Origin of the sequence: Micromonospora sp. NPDC023888 (assembly GCF_040639415.1) — a bacterium.
Classification (GTDB): Bacteria; Actinomycetota; Actinomycetes; order Mycobacteriales; family Micromonosporaceae; genus Micromonospora.
The window spans coordinates 46,257-67,300 of record NZ_JBEZZW010000029.1 but is presented as its reverse complement, the minus strand read 5'-3'; the positions used below and the strand labels follow the sequence as shown (position 1 = coordinate 67,300).

The following is a 21,044-nucleotide window of genomic DNA, read 5'->3' as shown; positions in this document are numbered from 1 at the left end:
GACGCGTCAGGCGGCCGCGACCGGGTCGGCCGAGCCGGTCGGCACGTCGAGCGCCGCGAAGCCGGCCGGCACGGCGGCCACCGGGCGCACCGCTCCGGCGGCCAGCCGGTACGACACACCCACCACCGCGCACCGCCCCTGCGCCACCTCGTCGGCAAGCACCGGCGACTCCCGGAGCAGCGTCTCAACGGTCTGCGCGATGTGGATGTCGACGATGCCGTCGATGTCGTCCACACCCTCGGTCTCGGCCCGGCGCAGACTGGGCAGCACGGCGTCGACCACCGCACCCAGGTGCCCGGGAGGCTGGGTGCCGGTCGCGGAGGACTCCCGCGCCGCCTGCACCGCCCCGCACGAGTCGTGGCCGAGCACCACCACCAGCGGGGTGCCGAGGATGGTCACCGCGTACTCCACACTGCCGAGCACCTCCGGACCGGTGGTGTGCCCGGCCGTGCGGACCACGAACAGGTCACCAAGCCCCCGGTCAAAGATGATCTCGGCGGCCAGGCGGGAGTCGGAGCAGCCGACGATCACCGCGAACGGGTGCTGCCCGTCGGCCACGGCGGCCCGGTGCCCGGCGTCCTGGTTGGGGTGGCGTGGGGCGCCGCTGACGAAGCGCCGGTTTCCGGCGGTCAGCTCGGCGTACGCCCGGGCCGGCTCGCTTGCTGCGGCCGCCCGGTCGGCGATCCGCTGCGGACCCGGCTGCCCGCCGGGAGTTCCAGGACGACTCATCCCCGCACCTCGTCTTCACGCGTCTGACCTGGTCAGAGGGCTTATCAGCCGGGCCGACGGTGGCGCTGGCTCGGGCTCCACGGTCACACGCACCCTAAGATGCGTCAAGGTATGCGTGATTTAGATTTCATACGTTGACTTCGGTCCGACCCCCGGGTGACGCACCGAACGCAGGTCGGGCGAGACTCCCGAGGGCAGGGCGGACGTCCGGAGAGGCGGTCACACCATGGCGAGCACTGCGACGGGCGACACCGGCGGCGGGCGGAACTGGACGTTCCTCACCAACCACGGGCACGTGCTGCTTGCCATCGCCCGCAACCCCACCGCCCGGCTACGCGACGTCGCGGCCGAGGTCGGGGTGACCGAACGGGCCGCGCAGGCGATAGTCGCCGACCTGGAAGCGGGCGGCTACCTGCACCGCACCCGCGTCGGACGGCGCAACGAGTACACCCTCAACCCGGCCGGCCGGTTCCGGCACCCCGCCGAGGCCGACCGCCAGGTCGGCGCCCTGCTCGCGCTGTTCGCCGAAACGCCCACCACGGAGGTCGAACCCGGCGCCTGACCCACCTCGCCGGGCCGCTGCCCGACCGGGCGCAGCGGTAATCTCTGCGGGTGCGCGAATGCCCGCCGTTGAGCGCGACCCACCCGTTCCGCCGCAGCGGCCGTGCCGCTCGCGGTGTCCTCAGTGGAGCCCTGGCGATTCTGCTCGGCACCGCTCTGGTGGCACCCACACCGGCGCGGGCGGCACCGCCCACCTGCGGTCCGGCCAGCGAGGAGAGCCTGACGGCGATGCCGTGGGCGCTGCGCCGGCTGGAGCCGTCCGCGGCGTGGCCGCTGTCCCGGGGCGCCGGAGTGACGGTCGCGGTGATCGACTCCGGGGTCTCCGCCGTCCACCCGCTGCTCGCGGGCCAGGTGCTCGAGGGTCGCGACTTCAACAACCTGCCAGCCAACCAGGGCCAGTGCGACCTGGTCGGGCACGGCACGATGATCGCCGGCATCATCGCCGGCCGGGAGGGCACCGGTGTCCCGTTCAGCGGCATCGCCCCGGCCGCCCGCATCCTGCCGATCCGGGTCCTGCCCAATCTCAAGGACACCAGGGACACCCAGCTTCCCGTGCAGATCGCCGCGGCGATCGACTGGGCTGTCGAACACGGCGCAGACGTGATCAACCTGTCCCTCACGACCATTCCCGGCCCCGAACTGACGGCGGCCGTCGACCGCGCTCTGGCCGAGCAGGTGGTGCTCGTCGCCGCCGCCGGCAACCGGGCCGAGGATCAGCAGGACCGGCCGGGCTACCCCGCCGCGTACCCCGGGGTGATCGCGGTCGGCGGGGTCGACGAGCAGGGCGGTCACGTGGGCAGCTCGATCAGCGGCGACTACGTCGACATCGCCGCACCGGGGCTGAACATCATCGGGCCGGCACCTCAGGGCTCCGGCTACCGCGCCGAGCCGACCGGCGGCACCAGCTACGCCGCCGCGTACGTCTCGGGAGTGGCCGCGCTGGTCCGGGCCGCCTACCCGGATCTCACCCCGCAGCAGGTCGCCGAACGGCTGGAACGCACGGCGGACAACCCGCCGGAGGGCCACAACGCCGACATCGGCTACGGCACTGTCAACCCGTACCGGGCGGTGTCGAGCCTGCTCGGCACAAGGGCGAACCCGCCGGCCACCACCCTGCCGGCGCCCGTCGTGCACGACGACCCACTGGGCTGGCAGCGCACCGCCGCGATCTGGGCCGCAGCGGTCGGCGGGCTGCTCACCGTGCTGCTGCTGATCGCCCGACCGATCGTGGCCCGGGGCCGCCAACGCGGCTGGCGCCCTGGCCGACGCACCGACGCGCCGGCGGCCGGCTGACCGCCGCTGCGCACCGACACCGAAAGACAATGCGGCTCCGGCCCGGGTGAACCGGACCGGAGCCGCACCGGTCAATGCCTCAGCCCCACACCTTGGAGTTGCTCATCTCGGTGGTGAGGTAGTTTTCCCGAGCGATGCCGACGGCACCGCCGATCTCGTTCAGGATCCGGTTGATGTCCCGGACCGCCGTGTCCCACTTCGCCTGGTGCTGCTCGTAGGCAACCCGGTCCTCGCCGTCCCAGTGGAGCTTGGTCAGCATCGCCCGCAGCGTGTCGAGCTTTTCCTCGAGCGTCTTCGAGATGGCCTGCATCTGCTGATTGCTGCTCTCGAGGACCGCGTAGTCAACCTTGATCGTCACGATTTCCTCCTCTGCTGGCTGCGGATCACGGGTTGAGAGCAGAGTGGAACTTGTCCAGCATCTGCTGCTGCTCTTCGTCGTTGACCTGATGCGTCGTACCCGACTTGTCGAGCAGGTCAGCGATGTTGTCCATCGCCGTCAGCAGTTTGACGGTGTCCTCGTTCCAGCGCGTCATAAGCGACTGGAAGCCCGTGGACGCCTGACCCTTCCACGCCATGGCCAGGTCGTCGACCACGTTCCACAGCTTCTTCAGCTCGCCGTCGACCTCGCTGCGCGTGGACCGCACGTCACTCGCGGCGGTATGCAGAGTCGCAGCTTCGACCTCGAACGCCATGCTTCACACCCTTCCGTCATGTTGTGGTGGCGGCTTTGCCGCACTCCTCCCCCGCGGCAAGGCAGCAACACCCCACCGACGGACACTCCAGTGAAGACCGTAGCGGAACCGGTCGAGCGCCCGCAGCCCTGATCGGCGGGGGTGCGATGGATGGTGGTGAATCGCGCCGGATGTGCATCGCTCAGGAAGGCTCGGCCCACGCCGTCTGGATCAACTGCTGGCCGTCACGTCGCCGGACGAGGGTGCCCCGACCCGGCGGTTGCGGGCTCGGCCGAAGCGTGCCGAACACGGCGCCCTCCTCCCGGTTGCCGGACATCAGCAGACCCGGCGAGTCCAGCTCGCGCAACCGCTGCAACACCGGCTCGTAGAGCGCCCTGGACACACCACCGACGCGACGCGTGACGATCAGGTGCAGACCGATGTCGCGGGCCTGCGGCAACAACTCCTGCAGGGCGCTGAGCGGGTTGCTCCCACCGGACGCCACCAGGTCGTAGTCGTCCACCAGGATGTACAGGTCCGGGCCCTTCCACCAGCTACGGTCGCGTAGCTGGGCGGTGGTCACGTCCGGGCCGGGCAACCGGTTGGACAACGCGCTGCGGATCGACCCGAGCCCCTGGGCGAACGCCTGGTTGGACGGGGCGTAGTCGAGCAGGTGATCGCCCTCCACCGCGCCCAGCAGGCCACGCCGGTAGTCGGCGATCACCAGCCGCGCCTGGGCGGGCGTGTACCGCTCGGTGATGCCCCGGGCGATCAACCGCAGCAGGTTGGTCTTGCCGCACTCGGCGTCGCCGAAGACCGTCAGGTGCGGCTCGTTGGCCAGATCCAGGTAGACCGGCGCGAGCGCCGACTCGTTGACACCGATCGGCAGACCCGGCGCCGACCGGTCGATGATCCGAGCCAGCTCGGCCACCGGCAACCGGCGCGGCAGCAGCCGCACCTTCGGCGCCGGACGACCCGGCCAGTTCGCTGCCACATGCCCGGCCAGGGCCAGCGAAGCCTCGCTCAGGTCGTCGATGTCCCGACGACCGTCGAGCCGCGAGATGGCGGTGAGGAAATGCAGCTTGTCCCGGGTCAGGCCACGACCGGGCGACTTCTCCGGCACGTTCATCGCCGCGCGGCGGTCGATCTCGGACTCGGACGGGTCACCGAGACGCAGCTCCAGCTTGGTGCCGAGCAGATCGCGCATGTTGATCCGGATCTCCGCCCACCGCACCGCGGTGAGCACCACGTGCACACCGAAGCCGAGGCCCCGGTTGGCGAGCGTGGTGATGGTCTGCTCCAGCTCCTCGTACTCCTGGCGCAGCGTGTTCCAACCATCCACCACCAGGAACACGTCACCGAACGGGTCGTCGGCGAACTCACCGGCCGCCCGACGACGGCGGTAACTGGCCACCGAGTCGATGCCGTGCTGGGCGAAGCGCGTCTCCCGGTCGTCCAGCACGGCGACCACCTCGGCCACCGTCCGGCGTACCGCCTCGACGTCCCGCCGACCGGCCACCCCGGCCATGTGCGGCAGGCGCTCCAGGCTGCGCAGCGCGCCTCCGCCGAAGTCCAGGCAGAAGAACTGCGCCTCACGTGGTGTGTGGGTGAGCGCCAGCGAGGCGAGCAGCGTACGCAGCATGGTGCTCTTGCCACTCAGCGACCGGCCGACGATGACCACGTTGCCGCCGGCCCCGGCCAGCTCGACCATCATCGGGTCACGGCGCTGCTCGTACGGGCGGTCCACCACCCCGACCGGCACGGTCAGCCGCCCGCGCCCCGGCCAGGACGCGGTGCACAGCCCGTAGGTGGGGTCGACGGCCAGCGGGCCGAGCAGCTCACCCAGGCCCGGCGGGTCGGCCAGCGGCGGGAGCCACACCTGGTGGGCCGGGCGGCCCCGACCCTTGAGCTGGTCGATCAGCACGTCGAGCATCGCCACGGCCTTGCCGTCGGCCGGCTGCTCGGGCTCCGGAGCGGTGTCCACCGGCATCTGCGGGAGCTGTGCCGCGATGAAGTCCAGGCCGTACGGCACGATCCGGCGCTGCACGAGCGCCTGCGACGCGGCGGCCTGCTGCCCCGGCGCCCGGTAGGCCCCGGACACGTACGCGGCCCGGAACCGCAGCATGGTGCTGGTGTCCGTCTTCAGGTAGCCGTGGCCCGGCGCGTTCGGCAGCTCGTACGCGTCCGGCACGCCGAGCACGATCCGGCTCTCCACAGCCGAGAACGTCCGCAGACCGATCCGGTACGACAGGTGGGTGTCCAGGCCACGCAGCTTGCCCTCTTCGAGCCGCTGGCTGGCCAGCAGCAGGTGCACGCCCAGCGACCGACCCAACCGGCCGATCATCACGAACAGGTCGATGAAGTCGGGCTTGGCGGCGAGCAACTCGCTGAACTCGTCACAGATGATCAACAGGCTGGGCATCGGGGCCAGCGGCTCACCGGCCGCCCGAGCCTTCTCGTACTCGAAGCGGGAGACGTAGTTGCCCGCCGCCCGCAGCAACTCCTGGCGGCGCACCATCTCGCCGGCGAGCGCGTCACGCATGCGGTCGACAAGCGGCAACTCGTCGGCCAGGTTGGTGATCACCGCGCTGGTGTGCGGCAACGCCTCCAGCGACGCGAACGTCGCGCCGCCCTTGAAGTCCACCAGGACGAAGTTCAGCTCCTCCGACGAGTGGGTCACCGCCAGGGCGGCCACCACCGTACGGAGCAGCTCACTCTTGCCGGAGCCGGTGGCACCGATCACCAGACCGTGCGGGCCCATACCCTCGTGCGCGGACTCCTTGAAGTCGAGTTCGACCACATTGCCGTCCGGGCCGACGCCGAGCGGGATCCGCAGCCGGTCCCGGTGACCGCGCGGACGCCAGGTGTGCTGCACGTCCACCGTCGCCGCGTCGCCCACCCCGAGCAGGTCCGGCAGCTCCATGCTGCGCGCCAGCGGCTCGTCGCTGCTGGTCTGCTGCTGGGACAGGCGATACGGGGCGATCTGCCGGGCCAGCCCCTCGGCCGCTTCGGCGCTGAGCCGGTCGGGGCGACCCAGCGGCGACGACGAGCTGCCCCGGACCAGGTCGAGCGAGCTTCCGTCCGCCACGTCGAGGCAGAGCAGCCAGCGACCGGCGTCGCGGGGCACCGTCCCGGACAGGTCGATCACGGTGGTGCCGAGCAGCCCCGGGCCCACCAACTGGCAGGTCGGCGCGATCTCGCCACCGTCGATCACCACGACCAGGTGCGGGGCGGTGGTGAGCGGTTTGGCCTCGGGCGCGAACCGGGGTCGACCGGCCAGCTCGGCGGCGAGCGACGCCTCGGCCTCGGTCAGACTGGCGAAGACCAGACGGCGGGCACCGGCGGCGTCGGTACGCCCGCTGTGGTGGGCGTGCGGCAGCCACTTCACCCAGTCCCAGGACGGCTGCCGGTCCGGCGCGGCGACCACCGCGACCACCAGGTCGTCCGGGGCGTGGAAGGTGGCCAGCTGCCCGAGCGCCGCCCGGGTCAGGTCGAGCACGGGCGCGCGGTCGCCGCGCAGCGCGACCCGGCTGAACGCGCGTACCGACAGCGCGGTCGGCAGCTCGGGCACTGTGGAGTGTGCGCGGACGAACCGGCGGAGCGCGATGGCGCTCATCGGCTCCAGGTCCTCCACCGGCTTCGTCTCCGGCGGGACGATCTCCACCGCCAGTCGCTGCGGGCCGAGCGCGATCCGGGTCTCACCGAAGTCGTCCTCGGTGATCCGCCGCTCCCAGAGCCGCCGGGACGCGGCGATCGACCAGAGCGCGTCGGGCTCCGGGTGCCGCCAGGTCATCGCCGCCCGCTGCTGCTCGGCGGCCCGCCGGGTGCGCTTGCGCATCTGGGCCAGGTAGCGCATGTAGTCGCGCCGGTCGGCGTTCAGCTCGGCCTTGTCCTTGCCGCCGTTGTTGGCGAGCGAACCGATCGCCATGCCGAGCATCGAGACGCCGAAGAGGCCACCGGCGACGTACGTCATCATGCCGCCGCCCTTGCCGGCGTAGAGGAACGCCATCGCGCCGACCCCGCAGAACATCGGCAGGATCATGAGCAGCTGCCCCATCCCGCGGGGCGTCGGCTCGGGCAGCTCGGGAGGAGACTCCAGCAGCACCTCACCGCGCGGTAGGGCCGGTCCCGGCTGACGCGGGAGCCGGCGGAACACCACAGTGCTCACGGCTGTCTCCTCCCCAGAAGCGGCCTGATGACGTGCCGCCGCGGACCGGAGCCCGCGGGTGGGCATCGTACGTGGACGCCATCGTAGGTAATCTGCCGTGGGCGCGGTGGACCCGGAGCGCGGCATCGCGGCCAGCCGAGCACCGACGCACACCTGGAGGCCACTGTGGCGACGAAGACGGCGACCGGTGGTCTGAGCCGGATCACCATCGTGGCTCCGCGTACCCGGATGGACCTGGCGCTGCCGTCGGACGTGCCGATGGCCGACCTGCTGCCCACCCTGCTGCGCTACGCCGGCGAGGACATGGCCGACGAGGGTGCGCGGCACGGCGGCTGGGCGCTGTCCAGGTTGGGCGGCGCGCCGCTGGACGGTGGCCGTACCGCCGCGCAGCTCAGTGTCCGCGACGGCGAGGTCCTCTACTTCAACCCCCGGTCCGCGGCCGCGCCGGAGATCGTCTTCGACGACGTGGTGGACGCCGTCGCCACCGCGACCAACCAGCGCCCCGGCGCGTGGCAGGTCGGCGCGACCCGGTCCTTCGCGGTGCTGTTCGCGGCGTCGGCGCTCGGCGCTGGCGCGCTCGCGGCCCTCTTCGCCGGCCCACCGCACCTGCCCGGCGCGCTGGCCGCACTGCTGGTGGCGGTGGCGCTGCTGATCGGCGCGGCGGTGCTGTCCCGGGCCGCCGCCGACAGCCGCACCGGCGCGGTGCTGGCCATGGTCGCCCTCGGGCATGCCGCCGTCGGCGGCCTGTTGCTGCTCGCCGGTGACCGGCCGCTGACCGGGTTGGCCAGCCCGCACGTGCTCCTCGCGGCGACCGCCGCGGTGGTCGCGGGCGCGGTCGCCGTGCTGGCGGTCGGCGACCGGTATCCGCTCTTCTTCGCCGCCATCGGGGTGGGGGCCGCCACCGGGATGGGCGCGCTGCTCTGCCTGGTCCTCGGCCTCGACGCGCCAGCCGCCGCGGCGGTGGTGGCGGCTGTCGCGTTCGGTGTGGTGCCGGCACTGCCGATGGCTGCCTACCGGCTGGCACGCCTGCCGGTGCCCTCGATCCCGACCGGTCCGGATGACCTGAAGACCGACAGCGAGTCGGTCGACGGCCGGCAGGTGCTCCAGCGCAGCGAACGCGCCGACCAGTTCATGACCGGTCTGCTGTGGACCGTCTCGGTGCTGGTGCTGGGCGCGCAACTCGTGCTCGCCCTGGACGGGCGAGTGTCGGCCGTGCTGCTGTGCCTGGTGCTGGCCCTGCTGTCGTTGCTCCGGGCCCGGCCGCTGCTGGGCCGCGCCCAGCGCACCCCCGTGCTGCTGGCCGGCACCGTGGGGATGGGCCTGGCCGCCGCTGCCACGTTCGCCAGCGCGTCGCTGCCGGTTCAGCTCGGTCTGATCCTGGGCGGGCTGGTGCTGGCCGCAGTGGTCAGCCTGATCTACGGGCTGACCGTCGCCGGTAAGCGCATCTCACCGGTCTGGGGCCGGCTGCTCGACATCGCCGAGATCATGCTGATCATCTCGCTGGTCCCGCTCGCCTTCTGGGTCTGCGGCCTCTACGGCTGGATCGTCAACCTCCGGCCCTGACCGCCCGCGTCGACGACGCCTGTCAGCGCGGTTGCGGACGGGTGGAGACGCCAAGCGCCGACGCCACCGGCGCGGTGGCGTAGACACCCGGTCCGTGCTGACCGTCCATGGGTCGGGCGGACGTGCCCGCTCGCTGGGCGATGTCGCGGACCACCTTGACCAGCGCCTCGACGTGGTTGTCCATCGCGGCGACCCGCAGCAGCGGTGACGCCACCCGACCGTCCGCCGATACCGTCGCGGCCACCGTGTGCGACGGCGCGGAGGTCGCGGTGATCGCGTCCACAAGCGGGCCGAGCGGCACCTCGGTACGGCCGCGCAACACCAGGCAACGATGGGTCCAGCCACCGCCGCGCAGCCCGCGCCAGCTCTCCGCCGGAGCCTCCGGTCCCAGGTCGAGCCCGGCCGCCGAGACGATGGCCGCGCGCAACTCGTCCCGGTTGAGCGGCCGATGGGCAAGCCCCGCCGAGGTCAACGCCTTGCCCAGCCGGCCGACCCCGGCGGCCACCGTACGGTGCACGCCGGCGAGCCCACCGCCCCGGCTCACCGCCTCCACCCGGGCATCGCCGACGGTCAGCCGTAGCGCCACCCAGACGGTCCGGTGCGCCGCCGGTGGCGCACCGGGCGCCGGGTACCAGACCAGGGTGTGCGCGACCACCTGGGTACGGGAGACCGGGGCGCTGAAGTCCGCCAGCACCCGCAACACCTGGTCCATGGTGGACGCGCTCACCGAACCGGCCGTCGCGCCGCTCGCGGGCTGCAACGCGACAGCCGCGAACCAGCCCTCGTCGTCGCGCCCGATGCCGAGCCGGGTGCCGCGGTCGGTCAACTCGATCACGCTCAACTCAGGGGCCAGCGCCGCCAACCGCGGGTCGCCCGCCAGGCCGCCGCGGAGCACCGCCGACGCGCGCTCACCGCGCCGCCGCAGACGCCCGCGCAGCAGCAGGTCCTCGAACCACCAGAGACCCCCTCGGCGGGCGAAGGTCGCCCCGACGATCAGCGCCGCGACGGCACCCGCCGCGGCCAGCAGCCACAGGGGGCCGGCCGACGCGGCCCAGACGCCGAGCACGCACAACTCCAGCACGACGAGCTGCCCGACCAGCACCGGACCGAGCCGTCCACGGCCGGGACGGTCGGTCGGGGGCGTCGGCCGCGCCGCCGCCTCAGTCGGGTCCGTGGCCGCTCGGGCGGGTCGCACCTGAACCTGCGTCATCGCTGACTGTCCCTCCTGCACGGTACGGCTCTGCACCGGGTCGGTCCGGTGCCGACCACGAGCGGTGGTCCCGAGGAACCTCCGTCGGCCCCTTATCGTAGGGAAGCCCGCGACGGCACCCCGACCTGATCGTCGCGGATCCACCCCGCCGGAGGTAAGTCATGCGGACCCGCCGCGATCAGGTGCAGGCGTACCGCTTCGTCACCCGCCGGATCGTCTCCGCGCTGCTGTCGGGCGACCCGGAGACCACCAACCTCCCGATGCGACGGCTCGGCATGGCCGTCTTCGGCAGTGTCATCACCGCGGCCGTCGTGCTCGGTGGGGTTGGTGCCTACGGCCAGTTGACAGGTAACACCGTGCCACTGAAGGACCAGAGCCTGGTCATCGAACGGGAGACCGGCGCGACGTACGTGTTCATGAACGGGCAGCTACATCCGACGCTCAACTACACCTCGGCCCGCCTGGTGCTGAACCAGCCCGCCACCGAGGTGCGGACGATGTCCCAGGCGGCACTGCGGGACCAGCCGCGCGGGCTCACCCTCGGCATCGTCGGCGCACCGGACGCCCTGCCGGACCGCAAGTCGCTGACCGGCCTGCCCTGGTCGGTCTGCGACGTGCCCGACCCGGTCGATCCCGAGCGGTCAAGCACCCGGTTGGTGATCGACCGGGCGCTGCCCGGCGGCGTGCCGCTGGGTGACCGTGCGGTCCTTGTCGTGATGGACGAGCAGCGGTACCTGCTCACCAACAACAGCCGTCTCCAGGTGCTCGACGGCGACCCGACGATCACGGCGCTGAAGATGTCCCGCGCCACTCCGCTGCGGGTCGGTCAGCAACTGCTCAACGCCGTGCCGGCCGGGCCACCGCTACGCAAGCCGGCGCTGCCCGGCGAGGGTGAGAGCAGCGTGCGGAGGGTGGCCGGCCGGCCCGCCGTCATCGGTCAGGTGTTCAGCGCCGCCGGGCAGCACTACGTACTGACCCGGGAGGGTCTCGCGCCGATCAGTGAGATCACCGCTCTGCTGATGGTCCGCGGCGGCGGCCAGATCACCGACATCACCCCGGACCAGGCCGGCGACCTCTACGTCGAGCAGCGCGTGGACGAGGAAGGGCTGCCGGCGGCGCTGCCCGCCGTCTACCAGGCCAGGCCGGGTCAGACCACGCTGTGCGCGACCTACCGGGCGGGCAGCGCGGGCGGCCAGCCGACCACCACCCTTGAGGTCTTCGACCGGGCGCCGGCCGAGCTGACCGGGAGCGGTCCGGGCGCGGTGCCGGTGCCCCAGACCAGGCGGGACGCCGTCCGCACCGCCGAGGCGGTGCTGCTGCCCGGTGGCAAGGGCGTCGTGGCGCAGGCCTCGCCCGGCGCCGGGACCAGTGGATCCGGTGCCGCCGGGTCGACGATCTACCTGATCACCCCGCAGGGCATCCGGTATCCGCTCGGCTCGGCGGCGACGCTCGACGTACTCGGCTACGGCGGGATCACCCCGCTGGCGGTGCCCGGCTCGCTGCTCGCACTGATCCCGACCGGGCCCACCCTGAACCAGGAGAACGCGATGGCGGTCTTCTCGCCCGACGGATCGACCGCACCGCCGGCGGCCGCACCACCCCCGGCCGCGCCGCCGGTGGGTGGAGCGGGCGGCGGGACGGCCGCGGGATCGACCGGGAGCAACGGCTGAGCAGCCGTGACGGGTCGCCCCGAATCGCGGCGGTGGACTAACCTGAGTGTCGCTGACGGTTGTCAACCAGAACGACGGGGATGTTGCCATGACCGGGCGTACGGAAGTCGACCTGTTGTCCCTTGAGGACTTTCACGACCACCTCGCTTCGCGGTTGAGCCAGGTCGAGTCGGTGCTGCGCAAGCTCAACACCGAGATGCAGTGCCGCCCGCCGGCGCTGGGCTCGTTCTTCGACGCCACCGACAAGGCACGCCGCTACAGCGAGGTGCACCAGTCCTATGTGGACCAGGCCGAGCGCATCCGGCAGGCGGTGCTTGCCGCGCAGCAGGCCACCAGCACGATTCTGACCAACTACCGCACCGCCGAGGCGCGTAACGCCGCCAACGCCACCGACGTGACAGCGGCGCTGACCGGGGTCGATCGGGCGTTGCAGCCGAAGGAGAACGGCCGTGTCTGAGTACACCGCGCGCTACCAGGGCAGCAGTCACCAGCAGTTGTACGACGGCGTGATGGCCGGCAAGCCGGAGCAGATCGAGGGCGTCGCCGCCCAGTGGGCCGAGCTCAAGGGGATCCTCGACGGGCTCGGCCGGGAGTTGAGCGGCGACCTGGAGAAGCTCGGCAACACCTGGACGGGCTCGGCGGGACGGGAGTTCCATCGGCGACTCAGCCTGATCGTCGCCCACTCCGACGCCCTGGGCGAGGGGATGGCGGGCATCAAGCAGGGGTTGACCATGATGGCCGACCACCTGCGCACCGCCCACAAGGAGGCCGAGAGCCCGGAGGAGACCGACGACAACGACAAGGCGATCTCCGGCACGATCAAGGGTGCCGCCACCTTCGGTCTGCCCGGCGCGATGGTCATGGGCTTCGTGGGTCACCAGCAGGACAAGCAGGAGCAGGAGAAGGCCCACCAGCGGATGGTGAACCTGGTGGCCGAGCTGGCCAGCAGCTACGAGATCTCCGCGTACGACCGGGTCGTCGATCCACCGCTGCCCGACCCGGACACCCCGAACCGGATCAACACGGATCCGACGACGCCGCAGAGCGTTGGGGCCGTCGCCAAGGCGAGCGCGGGGCCCGGCAGCACCGGCGTCACCGCACACACCGGCGACGCGACGGTCACGAGACTCGACCGCGCTGCCCCACCGCCGGTCGTCGGTGACGGCTCGGGCTCGGACCGGGGCGGTTCGGGCACCGGTGGCACGCCGGCCGTGGTCGCCGGTCCGCTCGGCGCCGGCAGCGGCTCCGACCAGCCCGGCACCGTCCTCGCCGGCGCGGATCCGCTTGTCGGTGGCGCGTTGCTCACCGGCGGTACCGCCGCCGGGCTGGCCGGCCTGTCCGGGTCGGCCCCGGTGACCGCCGCGAGCACCGGCCCCGGGCTGCTCTACGCGGCGCCAGGTGGGGCGCCGGCCGGCGGGGTCCTGCGCACCGCCTCGCTCGCCGGTTCGAGCAGCACCCCCACCCCCTCGGCACGGCCGACAGGTGGCACGACCCCGGCCGAAGGTCGGTCCGCCAGCGGCCTCGGGCGCGCCGTGGACGGCCAGCGTGGCGGCAGCGGCGGCCGGGCGGCGACCGGTGGTGTGGGTTCCGGCCGCAACGGTGCCGGGGTGCTCGGCGGTCGGGGTCGACCGGAGGATGACGACTCCGACGAGCGGCTGACCTGGCTGACCGAGGACGAGATGGTGTGGCACGACGGTGGGCACGCCGCGCCGCCGGTGCTCGGCGCCGGTAGCTGACCACCACCCGCCGCAGACGCACTCGCGGTGCCCCCGGCCGGACCGATCCGGCCCGGGGGCACCGTCTTTTCCGGGTGTCGACCCCCGTCGTCCACTGTGCGCATGGTGGTGGTGGTCACGCCGCAGCGGGCCGTCGCCGTGCTGCGGCACGGCAGGGCAGGCGTTAGGTTGGTCGGGTGTCGTCCGCAGTGTTCAGCCGCCCGGCCCGCTGGGTCGTGCTGCGGTCACTGCGTGAGCTGACCCGACTGGCGATCACCGCGCTGGTGCTCGCGGTCGGCCTGGGCGGCGCCCTCGCCGCGATCCCACCGCCCGCCTCGACGCAGCTACGGCCCAGCGCCGTGAGCAGCCGGGTGGCAGGGGTTCGTCCCGATGCCACGCCGGTCACCGAGCGAGCGGCCCAGCCCACCACCGCCCAGCCGACTGGCACGGCGGACACCGCCGCGCTGACCGGGCCGCTCGCAGAGCGCCCAGCTCAGGCCCCGGCGATCGATCCCGGCCGTGGCACTCCCGCACGACGCGGCCCACCCGCCCGCTGATCCTGGCCCGGTGATCCCGGGGCCCGGTCCCGGGTAGTCCGTCGCAGCAGCTCAGTCGCCCCGACGCAATGACCCGTCACCCGGCCGACCGGCGCCGTCGGGCTCCTCCCGCCACCCGTCGATACCCGCCTTCGACCGCGAGGTGCTGATCATGCAAACCATCCTCTCCGCCGCCCTGCCCGACCTGTCCCGGGCTGCCGCCATCTGGCTGAGCCTGCTGGGGACAGTCGGCGTCGCTGTGTCCGCCCTGCTGCTACGGCCCGGCCGGCTCCGCCTCGACCCGGGTGCCCGGATCCGCCGTGCGGCCATGCCGAGCCAACTCGAACAGGCGCAGGAGGAGCGGGAGCAGAGCCGTTACGCGCAGGAGGTAGCGGTGGCCGCGGGGCGGGCGACCACCACCGCCCAGCGTCGCCGAGCGGAGTGGGTGGCCGCGCAGGAGGCGGTCGAGGCAGCTTGGCAGACGTACGAGGCGGCCGAGGCGGCCGTCCGTCGGCTCGACGCGGCGGCCGCCATGCCACTGCCGCAGACCGCTCACACTCCCGCCGAGTACGCGGACCGCGAGCGCTACCTGCACCGTGCCGCGCTTGACGCGTACTGGCGGCGGGAGTTGTCGGTGGAGCAGCTCAGCGACGTCTTCGCGCACCGCGACGGCTGGGACCCGCGGCTGCACCCGGTCGCACAGGAACTGGTGCTGCGGCGGGCGATCCGGGACAATCTGGCGGCCCGGCACGCCGCGGCCCGCGAGCAGGAGCAGGTGGCCTGGCGGGCGGCCGAGTTGGCCGTGGCGGCGGCCCGCAGCCTGCGCGAGGAGGCCCACGCCGCCACCGGGCGACGGGTTGAGGAGTCGGCGTCGGTGCTGCCGCTCAGCGAGGTTGCCAGGTCGTCGGTCGAGCAGACCCGGGAGAACAAGGTGACCGCTCGCGGACGCGCGGCGGTGCCCGCGTTCTGAGCCGCGCGGCTCCCGGTGGGTTAGCGTGACGGCATGTCCCGACAGGCGTGGGTTCTCGTGGTGGTCGCCGGCATCCTGGCGATCGCCACGCTTGTCGGTGCCGTGGTGCTGGCGGTGCGGGTGGTGCGTACGCGACGGATGCTGACCGGGCTCGGGGCGGGCGGCAAGGTCGCCTTCTACGGCGCGCTGATCTACACGATCTTCCCGGTGGATGTGCTGCCGGATCCGATCTACCTGGACGACATGGGTGTCCTGGCCGCCGCGCTGATCTACCTCACCCGGCTGGTGCACAAGCGCCGGGCGGCTGGCCGGCAACTGCCCGGCCAGTCGGATTCGTCGACGGATCGGGATCGGGCACGCCGCCAGGTGCCATGATCGGGGTCGGTTCGGTGAACAGGGGACGGGCATGGCGGGCGATCATCGGTTGGACGTGCACGACGAGCGTGTTGTCGCCTTCTGTGCGGAACGGCACCTCGCGACCCTGACCACGATTCGTGCGGACGGGACCCCGCACGTCGTACCGGTCGGGGTGACCCTCGATCCGGCGGCCGGGCTGGCCCGGGTCATCACCTCGGGCGGCTCCCGCAAGGCCCGTCAGGTGGCCGCCGCCGGCCCGGCGGGCGCGGCGGTGGCGGTCTGCCACGTGGACGGCCGCCGCTGGCTGACCATCGAGGGCCGCGCGGTCGTGCGGTCGGATCGGGCCGCCGTGGCGGACGCGGAGCGCCGCTACGCCGAGCGGTATCGGACCCCGCGCCCGAATCCGGAACGGGTCGTCATCGAAATCACCGTGACCGGGCTGCTCGGGAGCCTGTGAGGTCCGACCGGCGCGTCGCGTAACGCCCGTTTTGTCCGGCTCTCCAGACCAGGCGACCTTCCGCCGCCCGCTCGCTCCCCGCTGACCGACCGCGGCCGGCCGCGACGGCGGACCGGAATCCCCCCGCGCCGGCAGCCGTTGCACCTGATCGCGGCACTCGCACCCCGGGCCGGCGGAATGCCCGCCCCCGCGCAGCCGTTACCTACCCGGTACGCCCAGGGCCGAGACCGGCCGCTGGTCGTCGCCCCGTGCTGAGCCGAGCGCCATTCCCGGTGCTGCTGCCCTCCGACGGTCGGAGGCGCACAACCCCCGAACGGAGACTCGACCATGAACCCGATCATCCAGAAGAGCGGGCTGTCCGTCGTCGGCATGCTTGTCGCCGGCGGTTGCGCCCTCGGCCCGGCGGTAGCCGCCCAGGCCGCACCGGCCCACGCCGCGCCGACCTCGTCGAGCCAGACCGACCGGTCCGCCGAGCGGATCCTCAGCGTCGACTACCAGGCTCAGCCGAACTTCTTCTACTGCGGCCCGGCCGCGACGCGGATCGCGTTGTCCGCCCAGGGCAAGGCACTCTCCCAGGACGCGGTGGCCGAACTGTTGGGCACCACCGAGGCGGGCACCCCCTCGGCCCTGGACACCACCCGGGTGCTCAACGAACTGACCGGCGGCAAGTACCGGACCACCGAGATCCGTGACTCGGTGGCCCGCCCGGACCAGGTCGAGCAGCTACGCCGGGACGTGCTGGCCGCGGTGGACGCCGGTCGACCGGTGGTGGCGAACATCAAGGGCACCACAGTGGACACCGACGGCAACCCGCACTCGTACGAGGGCGGCCACTACCTGACCCTCGTCGGCTACCGCGACGGTGGCGACACCATCCGGGTCGCCGACCCGGCCGACCCGGCGCTCGGCGAGTACTGGGTGAGCCTGCCGAAGGTCGCCAACTGGATCGCCGAGCGCGGCTACTCCGCCTGACAACCCGAACAGATCACCGGGCCGGTCGCTCCCTCGCGGGGTGGCCGGCCCGGCTGTCGTCGCGCATCCGGGCGGCCAGGTGCGCCCGACGACGAACCCGGGCGGCTCGCGTCGGACGGACCCGCCGCAGTTGTCGCCGGACCGGTGGGTGGACCTCCGCCGCGCCGACGCCGGCCGCCCGGCGCACGACCCGGTTGGCGTCGTCGGGTTCACAACCGGCCGCCCGGAGCAGGTCGCTGGCCGACGTACGCAACCCGGTGACGAGCGACTCGCCGAACGACTTGACCCCGCTCGCGGAGGCCCGCCCGGCCAACTCGGCGCTCTGCTCGACCAACCGGCGGGTGCGCCGGGGTTCGTCACCAACCCGGCACTCCCTACGCATCTCTGCCACCGCCTGACCCAACCGGCCCATCGCGTCCGGCAACTCGGACGGGATCGGCTCGTCGTACTGCAGGGCGGTGGTCGCCCAGCGAGCCAGTGCGCGGCTGTCCAGCAGCAGCCGCTCCAGGTGACCCGCGCTGCGGGCGTACCTGTGGTACTGCTCGCGGCGGTGCCAACGGGCCGGCGCGATCGTCACCACCTCCTCCGCGCCGCTGAGCGCGTCGTGGAGCCGACTGAGGTCGTCGTCCGTGCCACGCAGCCGCTCCAGGACGCGCATCGTCCCGTCGCCGTCGCGCGCCCGCAACGCGGTCGCCAACTCGCCGAGTTGCGCGCAGAGGGTCGCGTAGATCGGCGCCGCCGCCCGGTCCAGCACGCGCAGGGGGTTGACCGGCAACAGCAGGGCCACCACCACCAGACCGACCACCCCACCGACGAGCGCGTCGAAGATCCGGGGCACCTCCAGCCCTCGTTCCATCGGGGCCAGCGTGGCGATCAGCACCGCGGTACCGCCGGCCTGACCGACGAGCGGGCCGCCCTTGCCGGCCACCAGCAACGCGGCGGCGATGGCGAGCGCGACCACCACACCCGTCTGCCACGGGCCGGAGCCGAGCAGGAACCGCAGCGTGTCGCCGATGACGATGCCCAGGCCCACTCCGGCCAGCAGCGCGAAGGTGCGCCGGGCCCGCTGCCCGATGGCGGTGGCGATCGTACCGACGGCGGCGGCGGGAGCGAAGACGTGCGATCCGGGGCCGAGCAGATTCTTGGCGAGCAGCGCGGCGATCGCGGCGGCCAACCCGGCCTGGAGTGAGATCACCAGGGTGACCTCCCACTGTCGGGCCCGGATCCGGCCGGCCTGCCCGCCGCGGTGCCGAACCCGGCGGACCGCCCGGCCGCTGCGCTTTGTGGCGTCGTCGAACCGCGACTGTGCGCGGTCGGCGGCTGGGCGGTCGTCGGCCATGGCGGCGCTTACCCCGACGACGGCGGGGCAACCGTGCCGGTCGCGCACCACAGGCACCTGCGGCACCGTCGTACCCATCGGCATCCGTAGGTTTGTGCAGCCCCGTGGGGGTACCAGGGCCACACACCTCCCACCGATCCGCAACCGGTAAGGGGCCGTCAGATGAGCAACCCAGAGACGACAGACGACCACGACGTCGTCGACATCCTGGTCGCCGACCACCGCGAGGTGGAGGCGATATTCGTCGAGTTGGAGACCCGGCAGGGCACCCCCGAGCACCGCCGCCACCTCGTCGACGTCGTGATCGCCGAGCTCGTCCGCCACGCGGTGGCCGAGGAGGCGTACGTCTATCCGATCGCCCGCAAGGCACTGCCCGACGGTGCTGAGATCGCCGACCAGGAGATCACCGAGCACGCCGACGCCGAGCGGACCATGAAGGAGCTGGAGTCCGTCGACCCGTCCGACGCTCGCTTCGACCAGCTCCTCTCCCACCTGACCAACACCATCCGACACCACGTGCGGGAGGAGGAGAACGAACTCTTCCCCCGACTGCGCGCCGCGACCGCCCGCGAGGAGTTGGTCGACGCGGCCGGCAAGGTGACGGCGGTCAAGAAGATCGGCCCCACCCGGCCACATCCGGGCGCACCGGACCATCCGCCGGCGAACCGGTTGCTCGCCCCCGGCATCGGTCTGGTCGACCGGATCCGCGACGCGTTGAGCGGTCGACCCCGCTCGCTGGACGAGCTGCCCGAGAGGCAACAGCACTGACCCCGCGCGTTCCTCGAACACCCACCCCGGGAGACGCCGGCCGGCGTAGGATCCGCGCGGGCGGCGGCGGCCAGCGCAGCGGTACGGGTGTCAGTTCGCCGCCGGTTGGGTACCGACCTCGCGGAGATCGAGGAGGACCGACATGGCGGCAGACGGACCCGAGGCGACAACAGGCGGCCCCGGGCCGCGCCAGACCTGGGCGGCGCTGCCCTGGCTGGTCCGGACGGCGGTGTCGTGGAGCGCCTGCCTGGTGGTGGTCATCGCCGGTCTCTACCTGCTGGGCCGGATCGCCGTCCTGCTGGCGCCGCTGGCCATCGCGTTGGCCGCCACCATCTTCCTCACCGCGCTGCTCGACCCGGTGCTGCTCCTGCTACGTCGGCTGCGTCTGCCGGCGGCGTTGGCCGCGCTGTGCACCGTACTGCTGCTGCTCGGCATCCTGGTCGGCGTCGGCGCCCTGGTGTGGAACCTGACCGCCAGCCAGTTCGACCAGCTCAGCCAGGAGCTGACGCAGGGGGTGGAGCGCAGCCGGGACTTCGTGACGTCCACGTTGCCGGTCAGCGAAGCCCAGCTTGACCGGCTGGTCGACCAGGCCCGGCAGGGGCTCAGCGGCAGCTCTCCGGACCCGGTGGCCGGTGCCCGGACCGCCACCGAGGTGTTCGGCTCCGCGCTGCTCGCCCTGGTGCTGCTCTTCTTCCTGCTCAAGGACGGCCGGTCGATGTGGCACTGGGTGCTGTCGCGGGTGTCCGGCCCGAACCAGCCGGTGCTGGCCGAGGCCGGCCGGGCCGGTTGGCAGACGTTGGGCGCGTACAGCCGGGGCACCATGTTCATCGCCGCCATCGACGCCCTGGGCATCGGGTTGGCGCTCGTGGTGCTGCGGGTGCCGCTCGCCCTGCCGCTGGCGCTGATCACCTTCCTCGGCGGTTTCGTGCCGATCATCGGGGCGACGGTGGCCGGCGCCGTCGCCGTGTTGGTGGCACTTGCCGCGAACGGCCCCACCACCGCGCTGCTCACCCTGGCCGCCGTGATCGCCGTGCAGCAGATCGAGGGCAACCTGCTGGAGCCGCTGATCATGAAGCGACAGGTCCGGTTGCACCCGGCGGTGATCCTGGTGGCGGTCACCGCCGGCACGCTCATCGCGGGAATAGCCGGCGCATTCGTCAGCGTCCCGATCACCGCCGTCCTCTGGCGTGTCATCGACACCGTCCAACAGCGCCGTTCCGCCTCGGCCCTCACGGCCTGAGGGTGATCGTCAGCGCAGCCGCGTGGTGAACCACGTGCCAGCCTGGTCGGCGACCTGCTCCAGGGTGCCGGGCTCCTCGAAGAGGTGGGTGGCGCCCGGGATCACCCGCAGCTCGCCGACGTCCCCCAACTCCGCCAGCGCCCGCTCGTTGAGGGTGATCACTTCCTCGTCCAGGCCGCCCACCAGCAGCAACGTCGGGGTACGCACCTGGGCCAGCGCCGCGCCGGCCAGGTCCGGCCGACCGCCCCGGCTGACCACGGCACCCACCCGGTCCGCGCGGGACGCCGCCGCGACCAGGGCGGCGGCGGCTCCCGTGCTGGCCCCGAACAGGCCGACCGGAACGTCACCGGCGGGGCGCTCGACCGCCAACCAGTCGACGATCCCGGCCAGCCGGCTGGCCAGCAGCCCGATGTCGAACCGCAGCTCGGCGGTGCGGGCATCCACCTCGTCCTCGGCCGGGCTGAGCAGGTCGACAAGCACCGTCCCGAGTCCACGGCCGTTCAACGTACGGGCCACCGCCACGTTGCGCGGGCTGTGCCGGGAGCTGCCACTGCCGTGCGCGAAGAGCACCACCCCGACCGGCTGAGCGGGCAGCATCAGGTCGGCGGGGAGTTGGACGTCCCCGACCGGGATGGTCACCGTGCTCTGCTCGTCCATGCCCACCTCCGGGAGTGCTCGCCTGCCGCCCGGATACCCCTCCCACCGCGCCGCACGCACCCGAGCCACCCTCGCCACCGGCCGTGTTTGTTAGCAGGACCGTCGGGTAGGCGACGAACGACCGCAGACCGTGTCGGCGCAACCGCGCCCCGACGGATCGCGAGGATC

At 72.8% G+C, this 21,044-nt stretch carries 20 protein-coding genes; 13 read left to right on the top strand and 7 right to left on the bottom strand.

Features of this window, described 5'->3' with window-relative positions; genetic code table 11:
* Positions 1-6: 6 nt before the first annotated feature.
* Positions 7-729 (bottom strand): carbonic anhydrase, encoded by a 723-nt coding sequence (locus AB0F61_RS24050; protein ID WP_357813407.1) that lies wholly within the window; start codon positions 727-729, stop codon positions 7-9.
* Between the two features lie 226 nt (positions 730-955).
* Between AB0F61_RS24050 and AB0F61_RS24045 the strand changes: the two genes are divergently transcribed.
* Together AB0F61_RS24045 and mycP are read left to right on the top strand one after the other, a co-directional pair.
* Positions 956-1,291, top strand: a complete 336-nt coding sequence (locus AB0F61_RS24045; protein WP_357813404.1) for a MarR family winged helix-turn-helix transcriptional regulator — start codon at positions 956-958, stop codon at positions 1,289-1,291.
* A 50-nt stretch (positions 1,292-1,341) separates the two neighbouring features.
* On the top strand, positions 1,342-2,583 hold the full coding sequence (gene mycP / locus AB0F61_RS24040) for a type VII secretion-associated serine protease mycosin (protein ID WP_357813401.1): 1,242 nt from the start codon (positions 1,342-1,344) through the stop codon (positions 2,581-2,583).
* 79 nt (positions 2,584-2,662) lie between these two features.
* On the opposite strand, the gene AB0F61_RS24035 is transcribed toward mycP, so the two are convergent.
* The 3 genes from AB0F61_RS24035 to eccCa all read right to left on the bottom strand — a co-directional run bounded on the left by AB0F61_RS24035 (position 2,663) and on the right by eccCa (position 7,422).
* A complete protein-coding gene (locus AB0F61_RS24035; protein WP_355027254.1) occupies positions 2,663-2,941 on the bottom strand; it encodes a WXG100 family type VII secretion target in 279 nt (92 codons plus the stop codon).
* A gap of 25 nt (positions 2,942-2,966) precedes the next feature.
* A complete protein-coding gene (locus AB0F61_RS24030) occupies positions 2,967-3,275 on the bottom strand; it encodes a WXG100 family type VII secretion target (RefSeq protein ID WP_088986628.1) in 309 nt (102 codons plus the stop codon).
* A 181-nt stretch (positions 3,276-3,456) separates the two neighbouring features.
* Complete coding sequence (eccCa, locus tag AB0F61_RS24025) at positions 3,457-7,422, bottom strand: type VII secretion protein EccCa (RefSeq protein ID WP_357813398.1); 3,966 nt, start codon at positions 7,420-7,422, stop codon at positions 3,457-3,459.
* Between the two features lie 165 nt (positions 7,423-7,587).
* On the opposite strand from eccCa, the gene eccD reads away from it, so the two are divergent.
* Positions 7,588-8,985, top strand: coding sequence for a type VII secretion integral membrane protein EccD (gene eccD, locus AB0F61_RS24020; RefSeq protein WP_357813395.1), 1,398 nt, complete (start codon positions 7,588-7,590; stop codon positions 8,983-8,985).
* Positions 8,986-9,007: 22 nt separating this feature from the next.
* On the opposite strand, the gene AB0F61_RS24015 is transcribed toward eccD, so the two are convergent.
* On the bottom strand, positions 9,008-10,195 hold the full coding sequence (locus tag AB0F61_RS24015) for a type VII secretion protein EccE (RefSeq protein ID WP_357813392.1): 1,188 nt from the start codon (positions 10,193-10,195) through the stop codon (positions 9,008-9,010).
* 161 nt (positions 10,196-10,356) lie between these two features.
* Between AB0F61_RS24015 and eccB the strand changes: the two genes are divergently transcribed.
* The 8 genes from eccB to AB0F61_RS23975 all read left to right on the top strand — a co-directional run bounded on the left by eccB (position 10,357) and on the right by AB0F61_RS23975 (position 16,872).
* Positions 10,357-11,865, top strand: a complete 1,509-nt coding sequence (gene eccB, locus AB0F61_RS24010; RefSeq protein ID WP_357813390.1) for a type VII secretion protein EccB — start codon at positions 10,357-10,359, stop codon at positions 11,863-11,865.
* 88 nt (positions 11,866-11,953) lie between these two features.
* Positions 11,954-12,322, top strand: coding sequence for a hypothetical protein (locus tag AB0F61_RS24005; protein WP_357813387.1), 369 nt, complete (start codon positions 11,954-11,956; stop codon positions 12,320-12,322).
* Positions 12,315-13,601 carry a hypothetical protein gene (locus AB0F61_RS24000; RefSeq protein WP_357813384.1) on the top strand — a complete coding sequence of 429 codons (1,287 nt, stop codon included), beginning with the start codon at positions 12,315-12,317 and terminating at the stop codon, positions 13,599-13,601. Before AB0F61_RS24005 ends, AB0F61_RS24000 begins: the two co-directional genes overlap by 8 nt.
* Before the next feature lie 176 nt (positions 13,602-13,777).
* Positions 13,778-14,137 (top strand): hypothetical protein, encoded by a 360-nt coding sequence (locus tag AB0F61_RS23995; RefSeq protein ID WP_357813381.1) that lies wholly within the window; start codon positions 13,778-13,780, stop codon positions 14,135-14,137.
* 151 nt (positions 14,138-14,288) lie between these two features.
* Positions 14,289-15,086 carry a hypothetical protein gene (locus AB0F61_RS23990; protein WP_357813378.1) on the top strand — a complete coding sequence of 266 codons (798 nt, stop codon included), beginning with the start codon at positions 14,289-14,291 and terminating at the stop codon, positions 15,084-15,086.
* A gap of 33 nt (positions 15,087-15,119) precedes the next feature.
* On the top strand, positions 15,120-15,461 hold the full coding sequence (locus tag AB0F61_RS23985; protein WP_357813375.1) for a YkvA family protein: 342 nt from the start codon (positions 15,120-15,122) through the stop codon (positions 15,459-15,461).
* 31 nt (positions 15,462-15,492) lie between these two features.
* Positions 15,493-15,900: a TIGR03618 family F420-dependent PPOX class oxidoreductase gene (locus tag AB0F61_RS23980; RefSeq protein ID WP_357813373.1), complete on the top strand. Its 408-nt coding sequence runs from the start codon at positions 15,493-15,495 to the stop codon at positions 15,898-15,900.
* 327 nt (positions 15,901-16,227) lie between these two features.
* A complete protein-coding gene (locus AB0F61_RS23975; RefSeq protein WP_357813370.1) occupies positions 16,228-16,872 on the top strand; it encodes a C39 family peptidase in 645 nt (214 codons plus the stop codon).
* 13 nt (positions 16,873-16,885) lie between these two features.
* On the opposite strand, the gene AB0F61_RS23970 is transcribed toward AB0F61_RS23975, so the two are convergent.
* Positions 16,886-18,289 (bottom strand): FUSC family protein, encoded by a 1,404-nt coding sequence (locus tag AB0F61_RS23970; RefSeq protein ID WP_357813367.1) that lies wholly within the window; start codon positions 18,287-18,289, stop codon positions 16,886-16,888.
* An 84-nt stretch (positions 18,290-18,373) separates the two neighbouring features.
* On the opposite strand from AB0F61_RS23970, the gene AB0F61_RS23965 reads away from it, so the two are divergent.
* Both AB0F61_RS23965 and AB0F61_RS23960 read left to right on the top strand, forming a co-directional pair.
* Entirely contained in the window at positions 18,374-18,979 is a 606-nt protein-coding gene (locus tag AB0F61_RS23965; protein ID WP_357813364.1) for a hemerythrin domain-containing protein, read from the top strand.
* Between the two features lie 142 nt (positions 18,980-19,121).
* Entirely contained in the window at positions 19,122-20,219 is a 1,098-nt protein-coding gene (locus tag AB0F61_RS23960) for an AI-2E family transporter (protein ID WP_357813361.1), read from the top strand.
* A 9-nt stretch (positions 20,220-20,228) separates the two neighbouring features.
* On the opposite strand, the gene AB0F61_RS23955 is transcribed toward AB0F61_RS23960, so the two are convergent.
* Positions 20,229-20,876: a dienelactone hydrolase family protein gene (locus AB0F61_RS23955; protein ID WP_357813358.1), complete on the bottom strand. Its 648-nt coding sequence runs from the start codon at positions 20,874-20,876 to the stop codon at positions 20,229-20,231.
* Positions 20,877-21,044 lie beyond the last annotated feature (168 nt).

Bases quoted from the DNA above. Each gene is read 5' to 3' on its own strand.
- eccB (WP_357813390.1), top strand. From the start codon at position 10,357: ATGCGGACCCGCCGCGATCAGGTGCAGGCGTACCGCTTCGTCACCCGC.
- AB0F61_RS24015 (WP_357813392.1), bottom strand. From the start codon at position 10,195: ATGACGCAGGTTCAGGTGCGACCCGCCCGAGCGGCCACGGACCCGACT.
- AB0F61_RS23955 (WP_357813358.1), bottom strand. From the start codon at position 20,876: ATGGACGAGCAGAGCACGGTGACCATCCCGGTCGGGGACGTCCAACTC.
- AB0F61_RS23970 (WP_357813367.1), bottom strand. From the start codon at position 18,289: ATGGGTACGACGGTGCCGCAGGTGCCTGTGGTGCGCGACCGGCACGGT.
- AB0F61_RS24030 (WP_088986628.1), bottom strand. From the start codon at position 3,275: ATGGCGTTCGAGGTCGAAGCTGCGACTCTGCATACCGCCGCGAGTGAC.
- AB0F61_RS23960 (WP_357813361.1), top strand. From the start codon at position 19,122: ATGGCGGCAGACGGACCCGAGGCGACAACAGGCGGCCCCGGGCCGCGC.
- AB0F61_RS23980 (WP_357813373.1), top strand. From the start codon at position 15,493: ATGGCGGGCGATCATCGGTTGGACGTGCACGACGAGCGTGTTGTCGCC.
- AB0F61_RS24050 (WP_357813407.1), bottom strand. From the start codon at position 729: ATGAGTCGTCCTGGAACTCCCGGCGGGCAGCCGGGTCCGCAGCGGATC.
- AB0F61_RS24005 (WP_357813387.1), top strand. From the start codon at position 11,954: ATGACCGGGCGTACGGAAGTCGACCTGTTGTCCCTTGAGGACTTTCAC.
- AB0F61_RS23990 (WP_357813378.1), top strand. From the start codon at position 14,289: ATGCAAACCATCCTCTCCGCCGCCCTGCCCGACCTGTCCCGGGCTGCC.
- AB0F61_RS24045 (WP_357813404.1), top strand. From the start codon at position 956: ATGGCGAGCACTGCGACGGGCGACACCGGCGGCGGGCGGAACTGGACG.
- AB0F61_RS23975 (WP_357813370.1), top strand. From the start codon at position 16,228: ATGAACCCGATCATCCAGAAGAGCGGGCTGTCCGTCGTCGGCATGCTT.
- AB0F61_RS23985 (WP_357813375.1), top strand. From the start codon at position 15,120: ATGTCCCGACAGGCGTGGGTTCTCGTGGTGGTCGCCGGCATCCTGGCG.
- AB0F61_RS23965 (WP_357813364.1), top strand. From the start codon at position 18,374: ATGAGCAACCCAGAGACGACAGACGACCACGACGTCGTCGACATCCTG.